Source organism: Acetobacter ghanensis, from assembly GCF_001499675.1.
GTDB lineage: Bacteria > Pseudomonadota > Alphaproteobacteria > Acetobacterales > Acetobacteraceae > Acetobacter > Acetobacter ghanensis.
Genome location: NZ_LN609302.1, coordinates 1,651,712 through 1,668,794, shown reverse-complemented (window position 1 = coordinate 1,668,794; position 17,083 = coordinate 1,651,712). Strand labels below are relative to the sequence as shown.

At 54.9% G+C, this 17,083-nt stretch carries 11 protein-coding genes and 2 pseudogenes; 8 read left to right on the top strand and 5 right to left on the bottom strand.

The genetic code is table 11. From position 1 onward, the window contains the following. Positions 1-74: 74 nt before the first annotated feature. Entirely contained in the window at positions 75-2,771 is a 2,697-nt protein-coding gene (locus tag AGA_RS08010; protein WP_059024762.1) for a valine--tRNA ligase, read from the top strand. Positions 2,772-2,831: 60 nt separating this feature from the next. Then, entirely contained in the window at positions 2,832-3,371 is a 540-nt protein-coding gene (gene msrA, locus AGA_RS08005) for a peptide-methionine (S)-S-oxide reductase MsrA (protein ID WP_059023785.1), read from the top strand. On the opposite strand, the pseudogene AGA_RS08000 reads toward msrA, so the two are convergent. The 5 genes and pseudogenes from AGA_RS08000 to AGA_RS07980 all read right to left on the bottom strand — a co-directional run bounded on the left by AGA_RS08000 (position 3,372) and on the right by AGA_RS07980 (position 9,016). After that, positions 3,372-4,726: pseudogene (locus AGA_RS08000) on the bottom strand (ABC transporter ATP-binding protein). A gap of 15 nt (positions 4,727-4,741) precedes the next feature. Then, positions 4,742-6,487, bottom strand: coding sequence for an ABC transporter permease subunit (locus AGA_RS07995; RefSeq protein WP_059023784.1), 1,746 nt, complete (start codon positions 6,485-6,487; stop codon positions 4,742-4,744). Next, a complete protein-coding gene (gene dut / locus AGA_RS07990) occupies positions 6,484-6,963 on the bottom strand; it encodes a dUTP diphosphatase (protein WP_059023783.1) in 480 nt (159 codons plus the stop codon). The genes AGA_RS07995 and dut overlap by 4 nt, the downstream gene beginning before the upstream one ends. Before the next feature lie 38 nt (positions 6,964-7,001). Further along, positions 7,002-8,227, bottom strand: a pseudogene (gene coaBC, locus AGA_RS07985) (bifunctional phosphopantothenoylcysteine decarboxylase/phosphopantothenate--cysteine ligase CoaBC). Between the two features lie 6 nt (positions 8,228-8,233). Continuing rightward, positions 8,234-9,016, bottom strand: a complete 783-nt coding sequence (locus tag AGA_RS07980; protein WP_059023782.1) for a class I SAM-dependent methyltransferase — start codon at positions 9,014-9,016, stop codon at positions 8,234-8,236. Between the two features lie 29 nt (positions 9,017-9,045). Between AGA_RS07980 and mutM the strand changes: the two genes are divergently transcribed. From mutM to gyrB, 6 genes are all read left to right on the top strand, one after another. Further along, positions 9,046-9,885 (top strand): bifunctional DNA-formamidopyrimidine glycosylase/DNA-(apurinic or apyrimidinic site) lyase, encoded by an 840-nt coding sequence (gene mutM, locus AGA_RS07975; protein WP_059023781.1) that lies wholly within the window; start codon positions 9,046-9,048, stop codon positions 9,883-9,885. A gap of 137 nt (positions 9,886-10,022) precedes the next feature. Continuing rightward, positions 10,023-10,292 (top strand): 30S ribosomal protein S20, encoded by a 270-nt coding sequence (gene rpsT / locus AGA_RS07970; protein WP_059023780.1) that lies wholly within the window; start codon positions 10,023-10,025, stop codon positions 10,290-10,292. A gap of 338 nt (positions 10,293-10,630) precedes the next feature. After that, on the top strand, positions 10,631-12,067 hold the full coding sequence (gene dnaA / locus AGA_RS07965) for a chromosomal replication initiator protein DnaA (protein ID WP_059023779.1): 1,437 nt from the start codon (positions 10,631-10,633) through the stop codon (positions 12,065-12,067). 130 nt (positions 12,068-12,197) lie between these two features. Then, complete coding sequence (dnaN, locus tag AGA_RS07960) at positions 12,198-13,322, top strand: DNA polymerase III subunit beta (RefSeq protein WP_059023778.1); 1,125 nt, start codon at positions 12,198-12,200, stop codon at positions 13,320-13,322. 68 nt (positions 13,323-13,390) lie between these two features. After that, complete coding sequence (gene recF / locus AGA_RS07955) at positions 13,391-14,503, top strand: DNA replication/repair protein RecF (protein ID WP_059023777.1); 1,113 nt, start codon at positions 13,391-13,393, stop codon at positions 14,501-14,503. A 91-nt stretch (positions 14,504-14,594) separates the two neighbouring features. Then, positions 14,595-17,033 carry a DNA topoisomerase (ATP-hydrolyzing) subunit B gene (gene gyrB / locus AGA_RS07950; RefSeq protein WP_059023776.1) on the top strand — a complete coding sequence of 813 codons (2,439 nt, stop codon included), beginning with the start codon at positions 14,595-14,597 and terminating at the stop codon, positions 17,031-17,033. Positions 17,034-17,083 lie beyond the last annotated feature (50 nt).

The following is a 17,083-nucleotide window of genomic DNA, read 5'->3' as shown; positions in this document are numbered from 1 at the left end:
TAGTCTGTTAATTGCTCTGCAAAGGCGGGGGCGAGAAGCCTGCCGCCTTTTTTACGTGGTGTGGTTGGATAAATATGCTGAACAAGACTTTTGAGCCTGCACAAACAGAAAACCGGCTGTACGAACTGTGGGAAAGCAAAAAGGCTTTCTCCGCTCAGCCTGCAAGCGACAAAAAACCTTTTACCATTATGATCCCACCACCCAACGTTACCGGCACGCTCCACATGGGCCATGCGCTGACCATGACGTTGCAGGATACCCTGATCCGCTGGAAGCGCATGCAGGGATTTGACACCCTTTGGCAGCCCGGAACAGACCACGCAGGCATTGCCACGCAGATGGTCGTCGAACGCACATTGGCCGCAGAAGGCAAAACGACCCGGCAGGATATGGGCCGTGAAGCCTTTATTGAACGCGTCTGGCAATGGAAAGAGGAATCGGGCGGTGGCATTACACGCCAGTTACGCCGCCTCGGAGCCTCGCTGGACTGGCCGCGTGAACGCTTCACAATGGACGAAGGCCTGTCCCGCGCCGTTAAGGAAGTGTTTGTATCCCTTTACAAAGAGGGCCTGATTTATCGGGATCGACGGCTGGTCAACTGGGACCCGGCATTCCGTTCTGCCATTTCCGATCTGGAAGTGGAGAGCAAAGATGTTGCAGGCAACCTGTGGTACATCCGTTACCCTGTTGAGGGAGAAGGCGACACAACCATTACGGTCGCCACAACCCGACCAGAAACCATGCTGGGCGATACAGCCGTAGCGGTACATCCTGAAGATGAACGTTACAAAGGACTGATCGGCAAATTTGTCCGCCTGCCTCTGACCGGCCGACTGATCCCCGTTGTTGCGGATGAGCATTCTGACCCCGAAAAAGGGACAGGTGCCGTCAAAATTACCCCTGCACATGACTTCAATGACTTTGAAGTTGGCCGCAGGCACCAGCTCCCCATGATTAGCGTGCTGGACGAACAGGCCTGCATTGTGCTGGACGAAATAGAATCCGAACTGACCGCACAGGACGGACTGGCTGACCCAGACTTCGTACGCTCGCTTTCCGGTACCTCGCGGGAAAATGCCCGTAAGACTATTGTCGCCAAGCTGGAAGAAACCGGCTGGCTAGAAAAAATTGAACCACATCGGCATCAGGTCCCCCATGCAGAGCGGGGTGGGGCGGTTATTGAACCCCGCCTGACCACCCAGTGGTATTGTGATGCAGGCAAGCTTGCTGGCCCGGCGGTAGAAGCTATTACGTCCGGCCGCGCCAGTTTTATACCCAAACAATGGGAGAACACCTTTTTTGCCTGGATGCGGGACATCCAGCCTTGGTGCATTTCCCGCCAGTTGTGGTGGGGACACCGCATTCCAGCCTGGTATGGGCCGGACGGACACGTCTTTGTCGCCCATGACGGTGAAGATGCCCAAAAACAGGCCGAAGCCCATTACGGCAAGGCAGAGCCACTGACACAGGATGAGGATGTTCTGGATACGTGGTTTTCATCCGCCCTGTGGCCGTTTTCTACTCTTGGCTGGCCGGACAAAACGCCTGAACTCGACCGGTATTACCCAACAGATGTTCTGGTAACTGGCTTTGACATCATCTTCTTCTGGGTTGCTAGAATGATGATGATGGGCCAGCACTTCATGCACGATGTGCCGTTCCGTAACATCTTCATCCACGGTCTGGTGCGTGACGAGCATGGACAGAAGATGTCCAAGAGCAAAGGGAACGGCATCGACCCCTTGGAGTTAATTGACGATTATGGTGCGGATGCCATGCGCTTCACCATCTGCGCGCTGACTGGCATTGGGCGCGACGTCAAACTCGGCCGCAAGCGGGTGGAAGATTATCGTTCCTTCATTACCAAACTCTGGAATGCTGCCCGATTCTGCGAAATGAACGGGGTAAAGGCACCAACAGGCTTTGACCCCAAACAGGTCCAGTCTCCTTTGGGCCGCTGGATTTTGGCAGAAGCGGCAACCGCCATAACGGATGCAACCAATGCGCTGGAAGCCTACCGTTTTGATGAATACGCGCTAACCTGCTACCGCTTTGTCTGGAACCGCTTTTGTGACTGGTTCCTTGAATTCGCCAAGCCGGTCTTCAACTCCCAGAATGATCAGGAAGCAGCAGAAATCCGTGCTGTTGCCGGGCATGTGCTTGGCATCATTCTGCGCCTGCTCCAGCCTGTAGTGCCGTTTGTGACCGACACACTCTGGCACGAATTTGGCTTTGGTGAGGAAGGCAGCCTGATTGCCGCCCAATGGCCAGAGCCTGTTGCCCCCACAGGCGCCGAGGAAGCTGTGGCCGAATGTGAACAGATCATTCGTCTGATTACAGAAGTCCGCACAGTCCGGGCAGAAATGAATGTCCCGCCCTCCCAGACTGCACCTGTCCTACTCAAAGATGCTGCTCCGTTAACGTTGGAACGCATCCAGCGGTGGCAGGAAGCTATCTGCCGTATGGCTCGGGTGACCGAAACCGGCTCGCTGGAAGGTAACATTCCCAAAGGGTCCGCTCAGGCCGTAGTGGATGAAGCGACCATCATCATTCCACTGGAAGGCCTGATTGACCTGAGCGTTGAACGCGAACGGCTCAAGAAGGAGCTTTCCAAGGCAGAAGACGAAGTTGCCAAGACAGAAAAAAAACTTGGGAACGAAAACTTCGTCAACCGCGCTAAACCAGAAGTCGTACAGGAAATGCGCGACCGTCTGGAAAACCAGCAAGGTGAATGTGCACGCCTTAAGGCTGCCCTCGCACGCATAGCCTGACACTCCACCCGCTCCATCTGTGCAAAACCAGATGGAGCACCCTGTTAAAGGATCATAACCATGTCAGAAACAGCAGTAATCGGTGGCGGTTGTTTCTGGTGTCTTGATGCTGTGTACCGCCAGATGCGCGGCATACTGTCCGTTACCCCCGGCTATGCTGGGGGTACAACGAGCGACCCATCCTACCAACAGGTGTGCTCCGGCCAAACCGGCCATGCCGAGGTTATCAGATTGGAGTGGGATCCAACCGTTCTAAGCTACCGTCAAATTCTGGAAAGTTTTTTTGTGCTACACGACCCAACGACCCTGAACAGACAGGGGCATGACGTTGGAACTCAGTATCGGTCAGTTATTTTTTATGCCTCTGCCGAGCAGCACAAAATTGCCCAGCAAGTTATTCAAACCGTAACTGACACCAATTTATGGGGTGCACCGCCCGTTACAGAACTATACCCCTTGAGTGTATTCTGGCCGGCAGAAGCAGAGCATCATAATTATTATGCACGACACCCCACAGCCGGTTACTGCCAAGCCGTTATTGCGCCCAAACTTGCCAAAGCCCGACAAACTCTAAGCGCGCTTTTGGTCCCGAGCCCCTGATTACTCCCGGCTATCATCGGGTAAGAAAAAACGGTCGCTCTCTTCATCATAATCAAACAATTCGGCAAAGCGGGCCCAGCCGATAATGGTCTGAAGAGTCTGCCGAGCATAGTCGGGGGACATGCTCGCCTCCAGTTCATCGCGAAAACGCTCAGCTTTGACACTGTGTGTCGGGCGTTCATCAAGAAGAGCACAGATCATTTTGACCAAAGGCACATGATGCCGCAGAGCATGGCCCATTATGGCCTTACGCTCTTCCAGATCGCTCAAGACAAAATGAACACCTTCATTGGTCAGAAGAATGTCTCCATCCTCCAGCTCCGCCAATGCCAAAAGTTCCAGAGATTCCCCAAGCGGGAACAGATCATCCAGTTCCAACTGAAGCTTTTCCGCCAGAACAGGCAAATCAGCGCGTCCATTCAAGGGGGGGCGGCCAGAGCCTCCATCATGCCAATCATCATGGTAATGGAGACAGGCACCAAAGCCCGGAATGCAGGGGCCATGGAAGATGCTGCCGCAACCCGATTCATCAAATCCGCCTCAGAGATGATGGGTGCACGTTGCGTCATCAACGCATAAATGTGATCGACCAGTTGACGGAACGCTGCATCCTCGCGGTTACGCGGGTGAGGGAAGGGAACCGGCAGAACATGAGCAATACGACCGGGGTTGGAGGAGGAGATAACAATCCGGTCACACATCAACACAGCTTCTTCTATGTTGTGCGTCACAATCAACATGCTCTGCACAGGCAGCTTGTTGTCGGACCAAAGCTCTATCAGATCTGTTCGCAGGTTTTCGGCGGTCAGCACATCCAAAGCAGAAAAAGGCTCGTCCATCAGCAGCAATGCTGGGTTAACCACCAACGCACGGGCCAGACCAACGCGCTGCTGCATTCCGCCGGACAGTTCCTTGGGCCAGGCATTTTCATACCCTCCCAGACCGATCAGTTCTATTGCGCTTTCTACCAACGCATCCCGTTCAGCCATGGGGGTGCCTTTGGCATCCAGACCCAGCGCCACGTTTTCCTCAACCGTCATCCATGGGAACAGGGCGAAAGATTGAAAAACAATCGCCACATCCTGAGTAGGCCCTTTAAGTGGCTGCCCTTTCCACAGCACCTCGCCAGATGTGGGCGGCAGTAACCCGGCGATAATTCGCAACAGGGTCGATTTACCAGAGCCAGATCGCCCCAGTAGCCCGACAATCTCGCCCGCGTGGATGCTCAGGTTGACATCATCAAGCACCTGCACATCAGCAGTACTATCTTTGTGGTAGAATTGCCGGATATGGCGCAACTCGGCCAGCACTGCCTGTTGTGACGCAATACGCCCAGATTGTGAGGGAAACACCATTGCAGGTCAGTCCGTTCAATTCAGTTTCAGACGGCGAGAAACATAATCAGACAGGGGGCGCCATAAAAAGGCGTTTAAAAGCATCATAAACAGGCACATAGCAACAGCACCAAGTGCAACGGCGCTCACATCACCCTTAGCCGCTGTGCTGGCAACAAAGCTCCCGATGCCATTGAGCTTCAAAGTCGTCTGCCCCCAAACCAGCCACTCCGCCGCAATGGCGGCATTCCATGCGCTACTGGTCGCGGCCACAAGCCCTGCCAGATAATAAGGTAGAATGCCCGGCAGCAGCACTTTGCGCCACCACAAGCTCCTCCTGACATTCAGATTCCTAGCCGCCTCCAGCAAGTCGGAAGGGTAGGCACTCACACCTGCCAGCACACCCAGCGCAATATACCACTGTGCTCCCAGCACAATAAGAGGTGCCTGCCAAACAGAGGAAACCAATGGGCAGCACATCAAACCTGCGGCCCATAATGGAAAAAACAGATTGGCAGGAATGACGGAACAATACTGAACAAGGCGCTGCACATGCCCAGCATATGACGATTTCAATCCTAACCAGACGCCCAATGGTATCCAGAGGAATGAAACAAGACCAACCAAGACAAAAACGCGCAGGGCCGTCATGCTGTCCGAAAGCACTACAGCAAAAATAACCGGAAACCCGTAAACGGCATGCAGATGCTGCCACGCCAGCGTTCCTGCCACCCCCACAAACAACAGGCCGAGACCAAGCCATATCCAGTCATACTTGCTGACCAGATCTATCTTGCGATCCTGCCCATAACGTTCCCCCAAAGGGAGGCGGCTAAGCCTGCGCCCGGTTTCCACACAAAACAAAACAATAAGACGGAACACACGCGTACGGCGCAAAAGCTTTAGAAACCAAGGTTCAGCAAGATGTGGCTCGCCCACCTTGCTGGGCTGAAAACGGACAGCCCAAGCTGAAAGCGGACGAAACAAAAGCTGGTCAAACAGTGCAATCACAACCAGCATAGACAGAAGGGACGCCAGAAGGGCGACCACATTGCGGTCACTCACAGCCTGCCTAACATACGAGCCTATTCCGGCAAAAAGCCAGTTATGGCCATCCAGCACTGTACTTTCTGCATATAGCGCAGCAAACCAGCTTCCTCCCATGGAAAGCATGGTTTTACGCACGAGAGCAGGAATGGCAAAAGGCACTTCCAACTGCCAAAACTTCTGCCACGATGTTAGGCCAAAGCAGCAGACCACATCCTCCAACTCAGCAGGAACGCCATAAAATCGTTGGCACAAAACCTGCACCATGCCCCAAAACTGACTGCACCAGATGGTTAAAACTACCACCACCTCTGCGCAGCCAGACTGCGCTGGCATCTGGTGCTGAAAAAATGGCAGAACCAGCGGAGGAATAGCCAGAACGGGAAATGACTGCCCCACATCCAGCAAAGGCAGCAGGCACTTTGCCCCCCACCGGCTCCTGAAGATAAAAGCCACACAGAGCAAAGCAGACAGAAGGGACAAAAGCAGTCCCGCCACCATCCGCCCCATGGTCTGAAAAGCGTAGTCAGGCAGATAGATCAGTTCCAGCGGCAGTACAGCCGCTGCGCTACCAACATGAGGCGAGCCACCTGAAGGCAACCACGCGGCACAGAGCAAGATAACAGAAAAAACGACTAATCCGACCAGCCAGCTCCCATTCTGCTTACGGCACGCGGCGGGAAGAGAGGAACATAACTCTGGTGAGAACGGAAATTCCTGCTGCCGGTCGCTCATGATGCTCCCGTTCCTGTACTGCCAAAACCTCCCGCACCGCGTTCGGTTTTGTCCAGATCATCGCACTCGAGCCACGTCGCACGCACAACTGGGGCAACAACAGCCTGCGCAATACGCATACCACGCTCTATCACAAATGCCTGCTGCCCGGCATTCATCACAATAACGCCGACCTCTCCCCGATAATCTTCATCGATAGTGCCCGGAGAATTGGGCAGGACTATACCGTGTTTAAGCGCGAGCCCCGAACGAGGCCGCACCTGTAATTCATACCCCGAGGGCAGGGCGATACTTAAACCCGTTGGCACCAGCCCCCTTTGCCCCGGTTCAAGGCGCATGGGTGCATCCACGGCTGCCAGCAGGTCCATCCCGGCAGCGCCACTGGTCGCATAGGTTGGAAGAGGCAGATCCTGCCCATGAGAAAGACGCCGAACCTTGATGCCAACGGTGCCGGACGTTTTTTCAGAGGCGGACATACTCTACTCCTTGGATTTTAACAGGTATTGTATCAATGCTATTCAGAAAGCCAGACAGTTATACGCGCGGCCAGCTTTTTTGCCACGTCTGCTTTGCTCATTCTGGGCCATTGTTCAACATTGTCAGGCGTTATCAACACAACCTGATTTTCCATACCGCCCATTATGCCAGTCTGCGGGCTTACATCATTTGCAACGATCCAGTCGCATCCTTTGCGCTGTCTCTTTGCTGTTGCATTGCCAATCACATTTTCAGTCTCAGCAGCAAAACCAATGACGAGCCTCGGTCTATTGGGACCTTTGGTTGAAAGCTCGGCCAGAATATCAGGGTTAGGCACCAACGTTATAGGGGGCGCGGCATCATACGCCCCCGTTTTTTAATTTTTTGCCCAGCTTCGTGCTCAGGCCTCCAGTCCGCAACAGCCGCAGTGCAGATGGCCACGTCAAACGGACCATTCCCCATGACGAGAGCCTGCATTTCACGGGCTGTTTCACAAGCCAGAAAAGTTACCCCAGCAGGTGCGGGAAGGGAGACGGGACCACTGACAAGCGTAACACTCGCCCCCAAATCCGCCAGACCGGCAGCAAGGGCAAACCCCTGCTGCCCTGAGGACCTGTTAGCTAGATAACGTACAGGGTCCAGCGGCTCATGCGTTGGGCCAGCGGTCACCAATATCCGGCGCCCAGCTAGCGGACCCGCCTGACATTGCTGTTGCCGAAAAAAAGCCAGCACCGCATCTTTAATGTCGACCGGTTCTGGCATACGTCCGGCGCCAAACTCGCCACACGCCATAGGACCACATGTAGGCTGGAGAATGCTTACACCGCGCTCCGCCAGCAGCGCCACGTTGGCCTGCGTTGCCGGATGCTCCCACATGCGCACATTCATGGCCGGAACAGCCATAACTGGCGCATCAGTCGCCAAAAGTAACGCCCCCGCCAAATCGTCCGCCAGACCACCGGCCATGCGAGCCAGAAGATTGGCGGACGCCGGGCAAACCAACACAAGATCAGCCCAGCGGGACAGAGCGATATGCCCCATTTCCTGTTCTGCCGTCAGGGAGAACAGGTCTGTATGGACCGGTTGCCCGCTCAATGCCTGTAGCGTCAGAGGCGTTACGAACTGACGCCCCCCTTCGGTCAGAACGCACCGTACCTGCATACCTTCCGCCTGAAGAAGGCGGAGCAGTTCAGGAGCTTTGAAGGCGGCAATGCTCCCGCCAACAATCAACAACACTGAACGGGGAGGAAGCACCTCAGACATACTAGATCAGATACGCCAGCCTGAATGAATTGCGGCAATCCCGCCCGAAAGGGACTGATACCGCACATGGGACAGACCCGCCTCGCGGAACATATCCGCCAATGTCTCCTGATCGGGGAACATACGAATGCTTTCCGCCAGATATTGATAGCTTTCCCGGTCCTTGGCGACGAGTTCGCCCATGGCAGGAAGCACCTTGAACGACCATGCGTCATAAATCGGTGCCAGTGCAGCAACCTGCACGCGGGAAAATTCGAGGCACAAAAAGCGACCGCCGGGCTTGAGAACCCGCCGGGCTTCGCGAATCACTGCCAGCTTATCTGTGCAGTTCCTCAAACCGAAAGCAATGGACACCCGGTCCACTGACATATCCTGCAAAGGAATGGCCTCGGCATCCACAACGCAGAAAGACAGGTCGGACACCAGCCCACGGTTAAGAGCCCGGTCCCGACCGACCGAGAGCATACTACGATTAATATCGGTCATGATGGCGGGACCACCGCCACCCTTGAGCCAGCCAAATGAAATATCACCTGTACCACCGGCAAGGTCGAGCAACGTCAGGCCGGGCTGGGGACCAAGCTCCGTCACGAATATGCGCTTCCATATTCGGTGGATACCAAGCGACATGATGTCATTCATCACATCGTACTGTCCCGCCACGCTGTCGAACACACCGCGGACAAGGTTTTTCTTCTCTTCCTTCCTTACGGAACGGAAGCCAAAATCCGTTTCTTCCACTGTTACGTCAGAAGGAGCGGGGGAGGGCGCAAAAGAGTTGTCGGTCATGGGTTTCCTCTATACCCTGCTTTATAGCCATGCCGGAACTCCCCGAAGTAGAAACCGTGATGCGCGGTATGCAGATCGCCCTGCAAGATCGCACTATCCAGCAGACAATCATCCGCCGTCACGATCTGAGATGGCGGATTCCTGCCGATTTTTCCAAGGCAGTTACGGGCTCCAAAATTTTAAGTTTTTGTCGTCGCGGCAAATATATTCTTATCCGCCTGTGCTGCGGCCAATCGATTGTACTGCATCTTGGCATGTCTGGGCGCATTCTACTCGATTCTCCTGTAACACCCCAAGCTCACGAACACGTGGTGTTTGTTACAGACGACGGCAAACGCTGCGCGTACATCGACCCACGCCGTTTTGGCATGATGGACCTTATTCCCACTGCGGCAGAAGAGACCTACCGGGCTTTTCTGAAAATGGGTCCCGAGCCACTAAGCAATAATTTTTCCGCACAGACACTAGTGAATGCAGGCCAAAACCGGCGCACGGCCATAAAGTCTTTTTTATTGGACCAGCACGTTGTGGCTGGCCTGGGGAATATTTATGTCTGTGAGGCACTATTCAGAGCGTCCATTGCCCCCACCATGCCCGCCTGCAACCTCACACCACACGCAGCGGACCTGCTAGTTCAGTCCATTCGTGCTGTTCTACAGGAAGCCATAGCCGCAGGCGGGTCCAGCCTGAAAGATTATGCACGCCCCGAAGGAGGGCTCGGTTACTTCCAGCACGCATGGCAGGTTTATGGTAAAAAAAATCAGCCTTGCCCAAAGTGCCCCGGCACGCCCGCGTGTAACGGTGTGCAGCATATGACACAGGCCGGGCGCTCCACGTTTTTCTGCCCCCAACATCAGAAAAACGGGTAAATTTCGAGCGCTCAGACCGGAACATGCTTGACTGAAAGCGCATGCGTGCATTACAGGACCGCTTACTCTTTGTGCTGATGGGCTCCGGCGCGTCGCGCACCTTACTTTTTTCTTAGTGCTGGACAGAATAGAAACTCATGGCGAATATCGCTTCGGCGCGTAAGCGCATCCGGCAGACCGCGAAGCGGACTGCCCGTAACACGGCCCGCAAATCCCGCATGCGTACTTTCATCAAGAAAGTAGAAACCGCAATTGAAGCCGGGGATCAGGCAGGCGCTCGTGAAGCCCTGCGTGTTGCGCAGCCGGAAATCCAGCGTGCCGCAAGCAAGGGTGTTGCACATCACAACACGGTTGCACGCAAAATTTCCCGTCTGTCTGCCCGCATCAAGGCTCTGGCAACAGCATAAGAAAGCAGTCAGGCAACCATCTGGTTGCTTCTGGATTGTTTGAAGCAAAGCCGAATCATCGTGCCGATGATTCGGCTTTGCTTTTTGTGCCGACCTGCTGTCTGCTAACGTTCTGCCTTCGCCAGACCGAGCTTTTTCATTGCCCGCAAGAGTGATACTGCTTTAATCTGGTAAGACGCCCCCTTGAGCAAGCTTGGCCAAAAAGGGTATCCCCGGTCCCGCTGCGACAAGGTATACGCACCAGAACAGCAAGACGCAGGTGTCAGTGCCCAGAGCACTGACCTGTTGAGTTTTTTTGCGCATGGTATGCGCCTTTATATGACCGCTCGGGAGCAAAAATGACAATCGGAGTGGACGATGACGAAAGCGCCTTTTCCCGACTGGAAGACAACAAAGGGCTTGCGGAATCGTGGCTACGTATCTGTGGCCGCCTGAAGGGAGAAGTCGGCGAGGTTGAATACCGCACATGGCTGACCCAGATTGCCCTCGGTCCGATTGATGGCGACGAAATTACGCTCCTTCTCCCCACCCGTTTTTTGCGAGACTGGGTCCGCAGCCAGTACGGCGATCGTCTGAGCGAACTGTGGCACAACGAAGTTCCCGCACTCCGCCGGGTTGAGCTTCAGGTTGCCCGCCCCGGAGACCCAGCGCCACTCCAGCTTGCTGAGGTCGCCGCTGCCCCTGCGCAAAACGTGCCCTCCAGCGAAGACGCTGGCCCAGCCAACCGCCCGGTTGCTGAAGTGCGCAGCGATCTTGTTACCGCACTGGATAGCCGGTTTACGTTTGATACGTTTGTGGTCGGCAAACCCAATGAGTTTGCCTATGCCTGTGCCCGTCGCGTGGCAGAAAAACCCTCCAGCGTAGGCTTCAACCCCCTTTTCCTTTATGGCGGCGTTGGCTTGGGTAAAACCCACCTTATGCACGCCATCGGCGCAGAATTGGTTAAAAGCGGCAATGTCTCGGTGGCGTACATGTCTGCTGAAAAGTTCATGTACCGCTTTATTGCCGCCATTCGCTCCCAGTCCACCATCGAGTTTAAGGAGCAGCTCCGCTCGGTGGATGTCCTCATGATTGATGACCTCCAGTTCCTCATCGGCAAGGACAATACGCAGGAAGAATTTTTCCACACCTTCAACGCGCTGGTTGATGCCGGGCGGCAGATTGTGGTGTCAGCCGACAAGTCTCCCTCGGACCTTTCCGGGCTGGAAGATCGGCTCCGCACCCGTCTGGGTTGCGGCATGGTGGCTGATATTCACGCAACCACGTTTGAGTTGCGCATCTCCATTCTGGAAGCCAAAGCCGCCGCCTCCGGCGTTGTCGTGCCAGCAAAAGTGCTGGAATTTCTGGCGCATAAGATCACATCCAATGTGCGTGAACTGGAAGGCGCGCTAAACCGCCTGATCGCCCATGCCAATCTTTTTGGTCGCCCTGTGACGTTGGAAGCCACACAGGACGTGCTGCATGATATTCTCAAGGCTCATGACCGGCGCGTGACCATTGAAGAAATACAGAAAAAAGTCGCCGAGCATTGGAATATCCGGCTCACGGATATGTCCTCTGCCCGCCGCGCCCGAAATGTAGCGCGTCCCCGGCAGGTCGCCATGTATCTGGCAAAGCAGTTGACCAGTCGCTCGCTGCCAGAAATAGGTCGCAAATTTGGCAATCGCGACCATACAACCGTCATGCACGCGGTAAACCGGGTGACCGAACTGATGGAACGTGATGCAGCCTTTGCAGAAGACGTGGAACTGATGCGCCGCATGTTGGAAAGCTGAAAAAGCCAGCATATCCAAAAGGATTGACTGATAAGCGCCGCCTGTTAGTTTTAGTGCGGATAGCGGATATAAGACGGGTTCCATCTCCAGTTCAGGAGTGTCGGACTTGCTGTGCAGGAAAGAGGGATAAATGAAATTTTCGGCAGAGCGCGCAACGCTCCTCAAGGCGTTGGCTCATATCCAGAGCGTGGCGGAAAAACGCAATACGATACCCATCCTCGCCAACGTGCTCATGCAGGCTTCCAACGGGCAGTTGTGTCTGAAAGCCACTGACATGGAAATTGAAGTGGTCGAAACTGTTCCGGCCACAATAACGCGCGAAGGTTCCACAACTGCTCCTGCTTCGGTGCTGTACGAAATCGTACGCAAGCTGCCAGACGGTGTTGAAGTCGAACTGGACCAGACGGATAGCGATGGCCAGCTTCATCTGCGCGCAGGTCGCTACGCCACACGGCTGAATGTTCTGAGCGTGGACGACTTTCCATCCATGGGAGCAGGGGAGTTCCCACATAAATTCCTGCTGAACGGGAATGTGCTCCGCTCTCTGATCGACCGGACGCGTTTTGCCATTTCCACGGAAGAAACACGGTACTACCTGAACGGCATCTACCTACATGTTGCCGATATTGACGGGCAGTCCCTGCTGCGTGCAGTCGCCACCGACGGGCACCGTCTGGCGCGGGTTGAAGCCGATATGCCTGCCGGGGCAGCAGGAATGCCGGGAGTAATCGTCCCCCGCAAAACCGTTGCAGAACTGCGCAAGCTGATTGACGAAGCACCGGAAGAAATTGCCGTTGCTCTTTCAGAAACACGGATTCAGTTTACCGTCGGTCCCATTACCCTGACTTCCAAACTGATTGATGGCACCTTCCCGGAATACGAACGCGTTATTCCACGCAATAATACGCGTGTTCTCCGTGTTGGCAAAAAAGACTTTTCCGACGCAGTAGCCCGCGTTGCCGCTATCAGTCAGGAACGGTCCCGGCCCGTCAAACTGATGCTGGAACCTGGCCTCCTGACCCTTTCCGCCAGCAGTGCAGAGCAGGGAACGGCTAAGGAAGAACTGGATGACAACCGTATTTCCTATGATGCGGAAGCGCTCGAAATTGGCTTTCAGGCGCGCTATCTGAACGACATTACCGATCAGGTGGAAAAAGAAGTCGAGTTCTGCTTTGCAGATAGCGCTTCCCCCACCATTGTGCGTGATGTGGATAGCCCATCTGCCCTGTATGTCCTCATGCCGATGCGCGTGTGACAACCACTCTTCACGCCTCTTTTTTACCTCCCCGGCCTACTGGCGGGGGAGGGCAACCTTCGTCTCGGTTGCAACTGACCAAGCTTTCCCTTTGCCGCTTTCGTAACTACGACAACCTGACCCTGTGCCCACAATCTCCCATTGTTGTGCTGACTGGGGAAAATGGAAGCGGCAAAACTAATCTGCTGGAAGCCATCTCACTCCTGACACCGGGGCGTGGACTACGGGCTGCCCCTTTAAGTCACTTTGGCCAGAATGGTAGTACCCACTGGGGTATTGCCTCCCATATTCTAGTTGATGACGAACCCACTGAATTAGGCACAGGCCTCCAACCCGGAGCTGAAACGCCTCGTCGCGTTTTTCTGCTGAATGGTCGGCCACTGCGTAACCAGAATACATGGGAAAATCCACTGGCGGCTGTTTGGCTGACACCTCAGATGGATCGATTGTTCAGCGAGAGTGCCTCAGGCCGTCGCCGTTTTCTGGACCGGTTGGTTATGGCGGCTTATCCGCACCATGCGCGAGAACTTGCCGCTTATGACCGCGCCATGAGCCAGCGGAACCGCTTGTTACAAACCCGCCCATACGAACTTACCTGGCTAACCGGGCTGGAGGCTGCCATGGCACGCCATGGCGTCTCTGTTGCAGCGGCCCGTAACGAGACAGTCCGCCAGATCAACCTATATGCCCAGCAGGATATGGACGCTTTTCCCGCTGTGCAGATCCAGCTCACCTGCACCATAGCCGACAAGCTGGAAAGCAGTGCGGCCCTGCATGTTGAGGATTGGCTTAGAGACAAGCTCGTAGCCGCACGCCCATCCGACCAAGAAAAAGGGCGCTCAAACATTGGCGTGCATAAAAGCGATTTCCTGCTAACTGATCTGAAAAAAGGCATACCAGCCGCGTTGGCCAGCACTGGGCAGCAGAAGTCTCTCCTGATCGGGTTGATTCTGGCACACGCTCGGCTGGTCAGGGATCACAGGGGAACGGCCCCCTTACTCCTACTGGATGAGCCACTTGTTCATCTAGACGAGCAGCGTCGGCTATCCTTACAAAATATCCTGCAGAATTTTCAAAGTACGGTTCTTATAACCGGCACTGATTCGGCTCCTTTTGCGCCCTTACAGAGGCACGCGCAGTTTGCCACCTTGAAACAGGGCGGTTTTTTGCAGATCTGCTGACAAAACACGCCTTACGCGCTGGTCGCAAAGCCATGGGCAGAGTATAAGAAAGAATGGCTTCCATTCTTTTTTTGCGGAGTGCAGCATTCTTATGACAGACCTCTCTCAGCCTACGCCATCTGCTGGTACCGAAGAGTATGATGCCGCGTCTATCTCTGTGCTGAAGGGGCTTGATGCTGTCCGCAAACGGCCCGGAATGTACATCGGTGATACTGATGATGGTTCTGGCCTGCATCACATGGCATTCGAGATCATTGATAACGCGGTGGACGAGGCACAGGCCGGTTTTGCAACGCGCTGTGTTCTCACCCTCAATGCAGACGGCAGCGTGACCGTCCGAGACAATGGCCGTGGCATTCCAACCGATATGCACCACGAAGAAGGCATCAGTGCCGCCGAAGTGGTGCTGACACGCCTGCACGCGGGCGGCAAATTCAACCAGAACTCTTACAAGGTTTCTGGCGGTCTGCACGGGGTGGGAGCTGCTGTTGTCAACGCTCTTTCAGAGTGGATGGAAGTCCGCATCTGGCGCAATGGCAAGGAGCATTGCATCCGCTTCCGTCATGGCGAGCGTGATGCACCGTTGGAAGTAGTTGGCCCCTCCACGCAGGAAAGTGGAACACAGGTCACCTTCAAACCAAGCTTGGAGACATTCCCACGTATTGAGTTCGACTTTACAATTCTCGAACGCAGACTGCGGGAACTGGCCTTTTTGAACTCTGGCTTGGAAATTGTGCTGCGTGATGCGCGCACAACCCCGGTTCGGGAAGAAAAATTCTATTACGAAGGCGGCCTTGAGGCTTTTGTAAACTGGCTTGACCGTTCTCGTACATCGCTGATTACCCCCCCTATTACAGGCAGCCTTGAAAACCCGGAAAATGGGATTAAAGTCGAGTTTGCGCTGAGCTGGAACGATAGTTTCCACGAAACCATGCTCTGCTTTACCAACAATATCCCTCAGCGGGATGGTGGCGCGCATCTGGCTGGCTTCCGTCAGGCGCTAACGCGCGTTGTTGGCAAATATGCCGAGAGCCTTGCCAAAAAAGATGCACAGTCCCTGCAGGGCGAAGATATGCGCGAAGGTCTGACTGCCGTTCTGTCGGTTAAAGTGCCTGATCCCAAATTCTCGTCCCAGACCAAGGACAAACTTGTTTCCTCCGAGGTACAGCCCGTTGTGCACGCTGCGGCAGCAGATATTATTGCCCACTGGTTTGAGACGCACCCCAAGGAAGCGAAGGTTGTTATCTCTAAAGTGCTGGATGCTGCTTCTGCCCGAGAAGCAGCACGTAAGGCACGAGAACTGACGCGCCGCAAAGGCATTCTTGACGTGTCATCCCTACCGGGCAAGCTGGCAGACTGTCAGGCGCGCGACCCAGCCAAAGCTGAACTGTTTATTGTGGAAGGTGACTCCGCAGGTGGTACGGCAAAGCAGGGAAGGGACAGGCGCTTTCAGGCTATTCTCCCACTGAAGGGCAAAATCCTGAATGTGGAGCGCGCACGGTTTGACCGTATGCTTGGCTCAGCGGAAATTGGTACGCTTATTACCGCACTTGGCACCGGCATCGGTCGAGGAGAAGTCGATCAGGGCGGGTTCTCTATTGAGAAACTCCGTTACCACCGCATTGTTATCATGACCGATGCTGACGTGGACGGCTCTCACATCCGCACCCTGCTGCTGACATTCTTCTTCCGTCAAATGCCGGAACTGATTGAGCGGGGTTACCTTTACATCGCCCAGCCACCGCTTTACCGGGCAAAGCGTGGGAATGAAGAAACCTACCTGAAGGATGATGCCGCACTTGAGCAGTACCTGCTGGATAAGGCTCTGAATAACGCCAGTTTTGTGTATGCCGATGGACGCACGGTTTCTGGCGCTGAACTGGAATCTGACATTCCGTTTATCCGGCAAGCCTGTCAGGCTATCTCTCGCATCTCAACACGCATTCCGGCGTGGATTGTTGAGCAGCTTGCCCTCGCTGGCGCGCTCACGGCTGATCTGGAACAGCTGCAACAGCGTATGCCTGCGCTTCAACAGCGGCTAGATGCCGCATCTTCCACCACGGAACGGGGGTGGAAAGCCGCGGCTAGCGTGGATGGAGTGGAGCTTGCCCGTAATGTCCGTGGTGTTGGTGAGGTTTACCGAATTGACCCCGCCACACTGGCCGGATCAGATGCCCGCTGGCTAACGTCGCAGCTCACACGTCTGCAAAAAGACTTTGAAACTGGCGTTGTGCTCAAGTTTGAAATAACAGAGCACCGCTTGAACGGACCATCTGACCTGTTTACCCGTCTGCTTGCACAAGGCCGCAGAGGGCTCGCCATCAATCGCTTTAAAGGTCTGGGCGAGATGAATGATGCACAGCTCTGGGAGACCACGCTTGACCCCGCCATGCGCACATTGCTGCAAGTTCGCGTCGGCGATGTAGAAGAAGCTGGAGACGTCTTTACAACCCTGATGGGCGATGTTGTAGAGCCTCGGCGTGACTTTATTGTCGGCAATGCCCTTAAAGTCGCCAATCTGGACGTCTAAACGAACCCAGAAGAGATACAAAAAAAACCGCCACAGCTCAGTCTGTGCGG

Bases quoted from the DNA above. Each gene is read 5' to 3' on its own strand.
- AGA_RS08010 (WP_059024762.1), top strand. From the start codon at position 75: ATGCTGAACAAGACTTTTGAGCCTGCACAAACAGAAAACCGGCTGTAC.
- msrA (WP_059023785.1), top strand. From the start codon at position 2,832: ATGTCAGAAACAGCAGTAATCGGTGGCGGTTGTTTCTGGTGTCTTGAT.
- AGA_RS07995 (WP_059023784.1), bottom strand. From the start codon at position 6,487: ATGAGCGACCGGCAGCAGGAATTTCCGTTCTCACCAGAGTTATGTTCC.
- dut (WP_059023783.1), bottom strand. From the start codon at position 6,963: ATGTCCGCCTCTGAAAAAACGTCCGGCACCGTTGGCATCAAGGTTCGG.
- AGA_RS07980 (WP_059023782.1), bottom strand. From the start codon at position 9,016: ATGACCGACAACTCTTTTGCGCCCTCCCCCGCTCCTTCTGACGTAACA.
- mutM (WP_059023781.1), top strand. From the start codon at position 9,046: ATGCCGGAACTCCCCGAAGTAGAAACCGTGATGCGCGGTATGCAGATC.
- rpsT (WP_059023780.1), top strand. From the start codon at position 10,023: ATGGCGAATATCGCTTCGGCGCGTAAGCGCATCCGGCAGACCGCGAAG.
- dnaA (WP_059023779.1), top strand. From the start codon at position 10,631: ATGACAATCGGAGTGGACGATGACGAAAGCGCCTTTTCCCGACTGGAA.
- dnaN (WP_059023778.1), top strand. From the start codon at position 12,198: ATGAAATTTTCGGCAGAGCGCGCAACGCTCCTCAAGGCGTTGGCTCAT.
- gyrB (WP_059023776.1), top strand. From the start codon at position 14,595: ATGACAGACCTCTCTCAGCCTACGCCATCTGCTGGTACCGAAGAGTAT.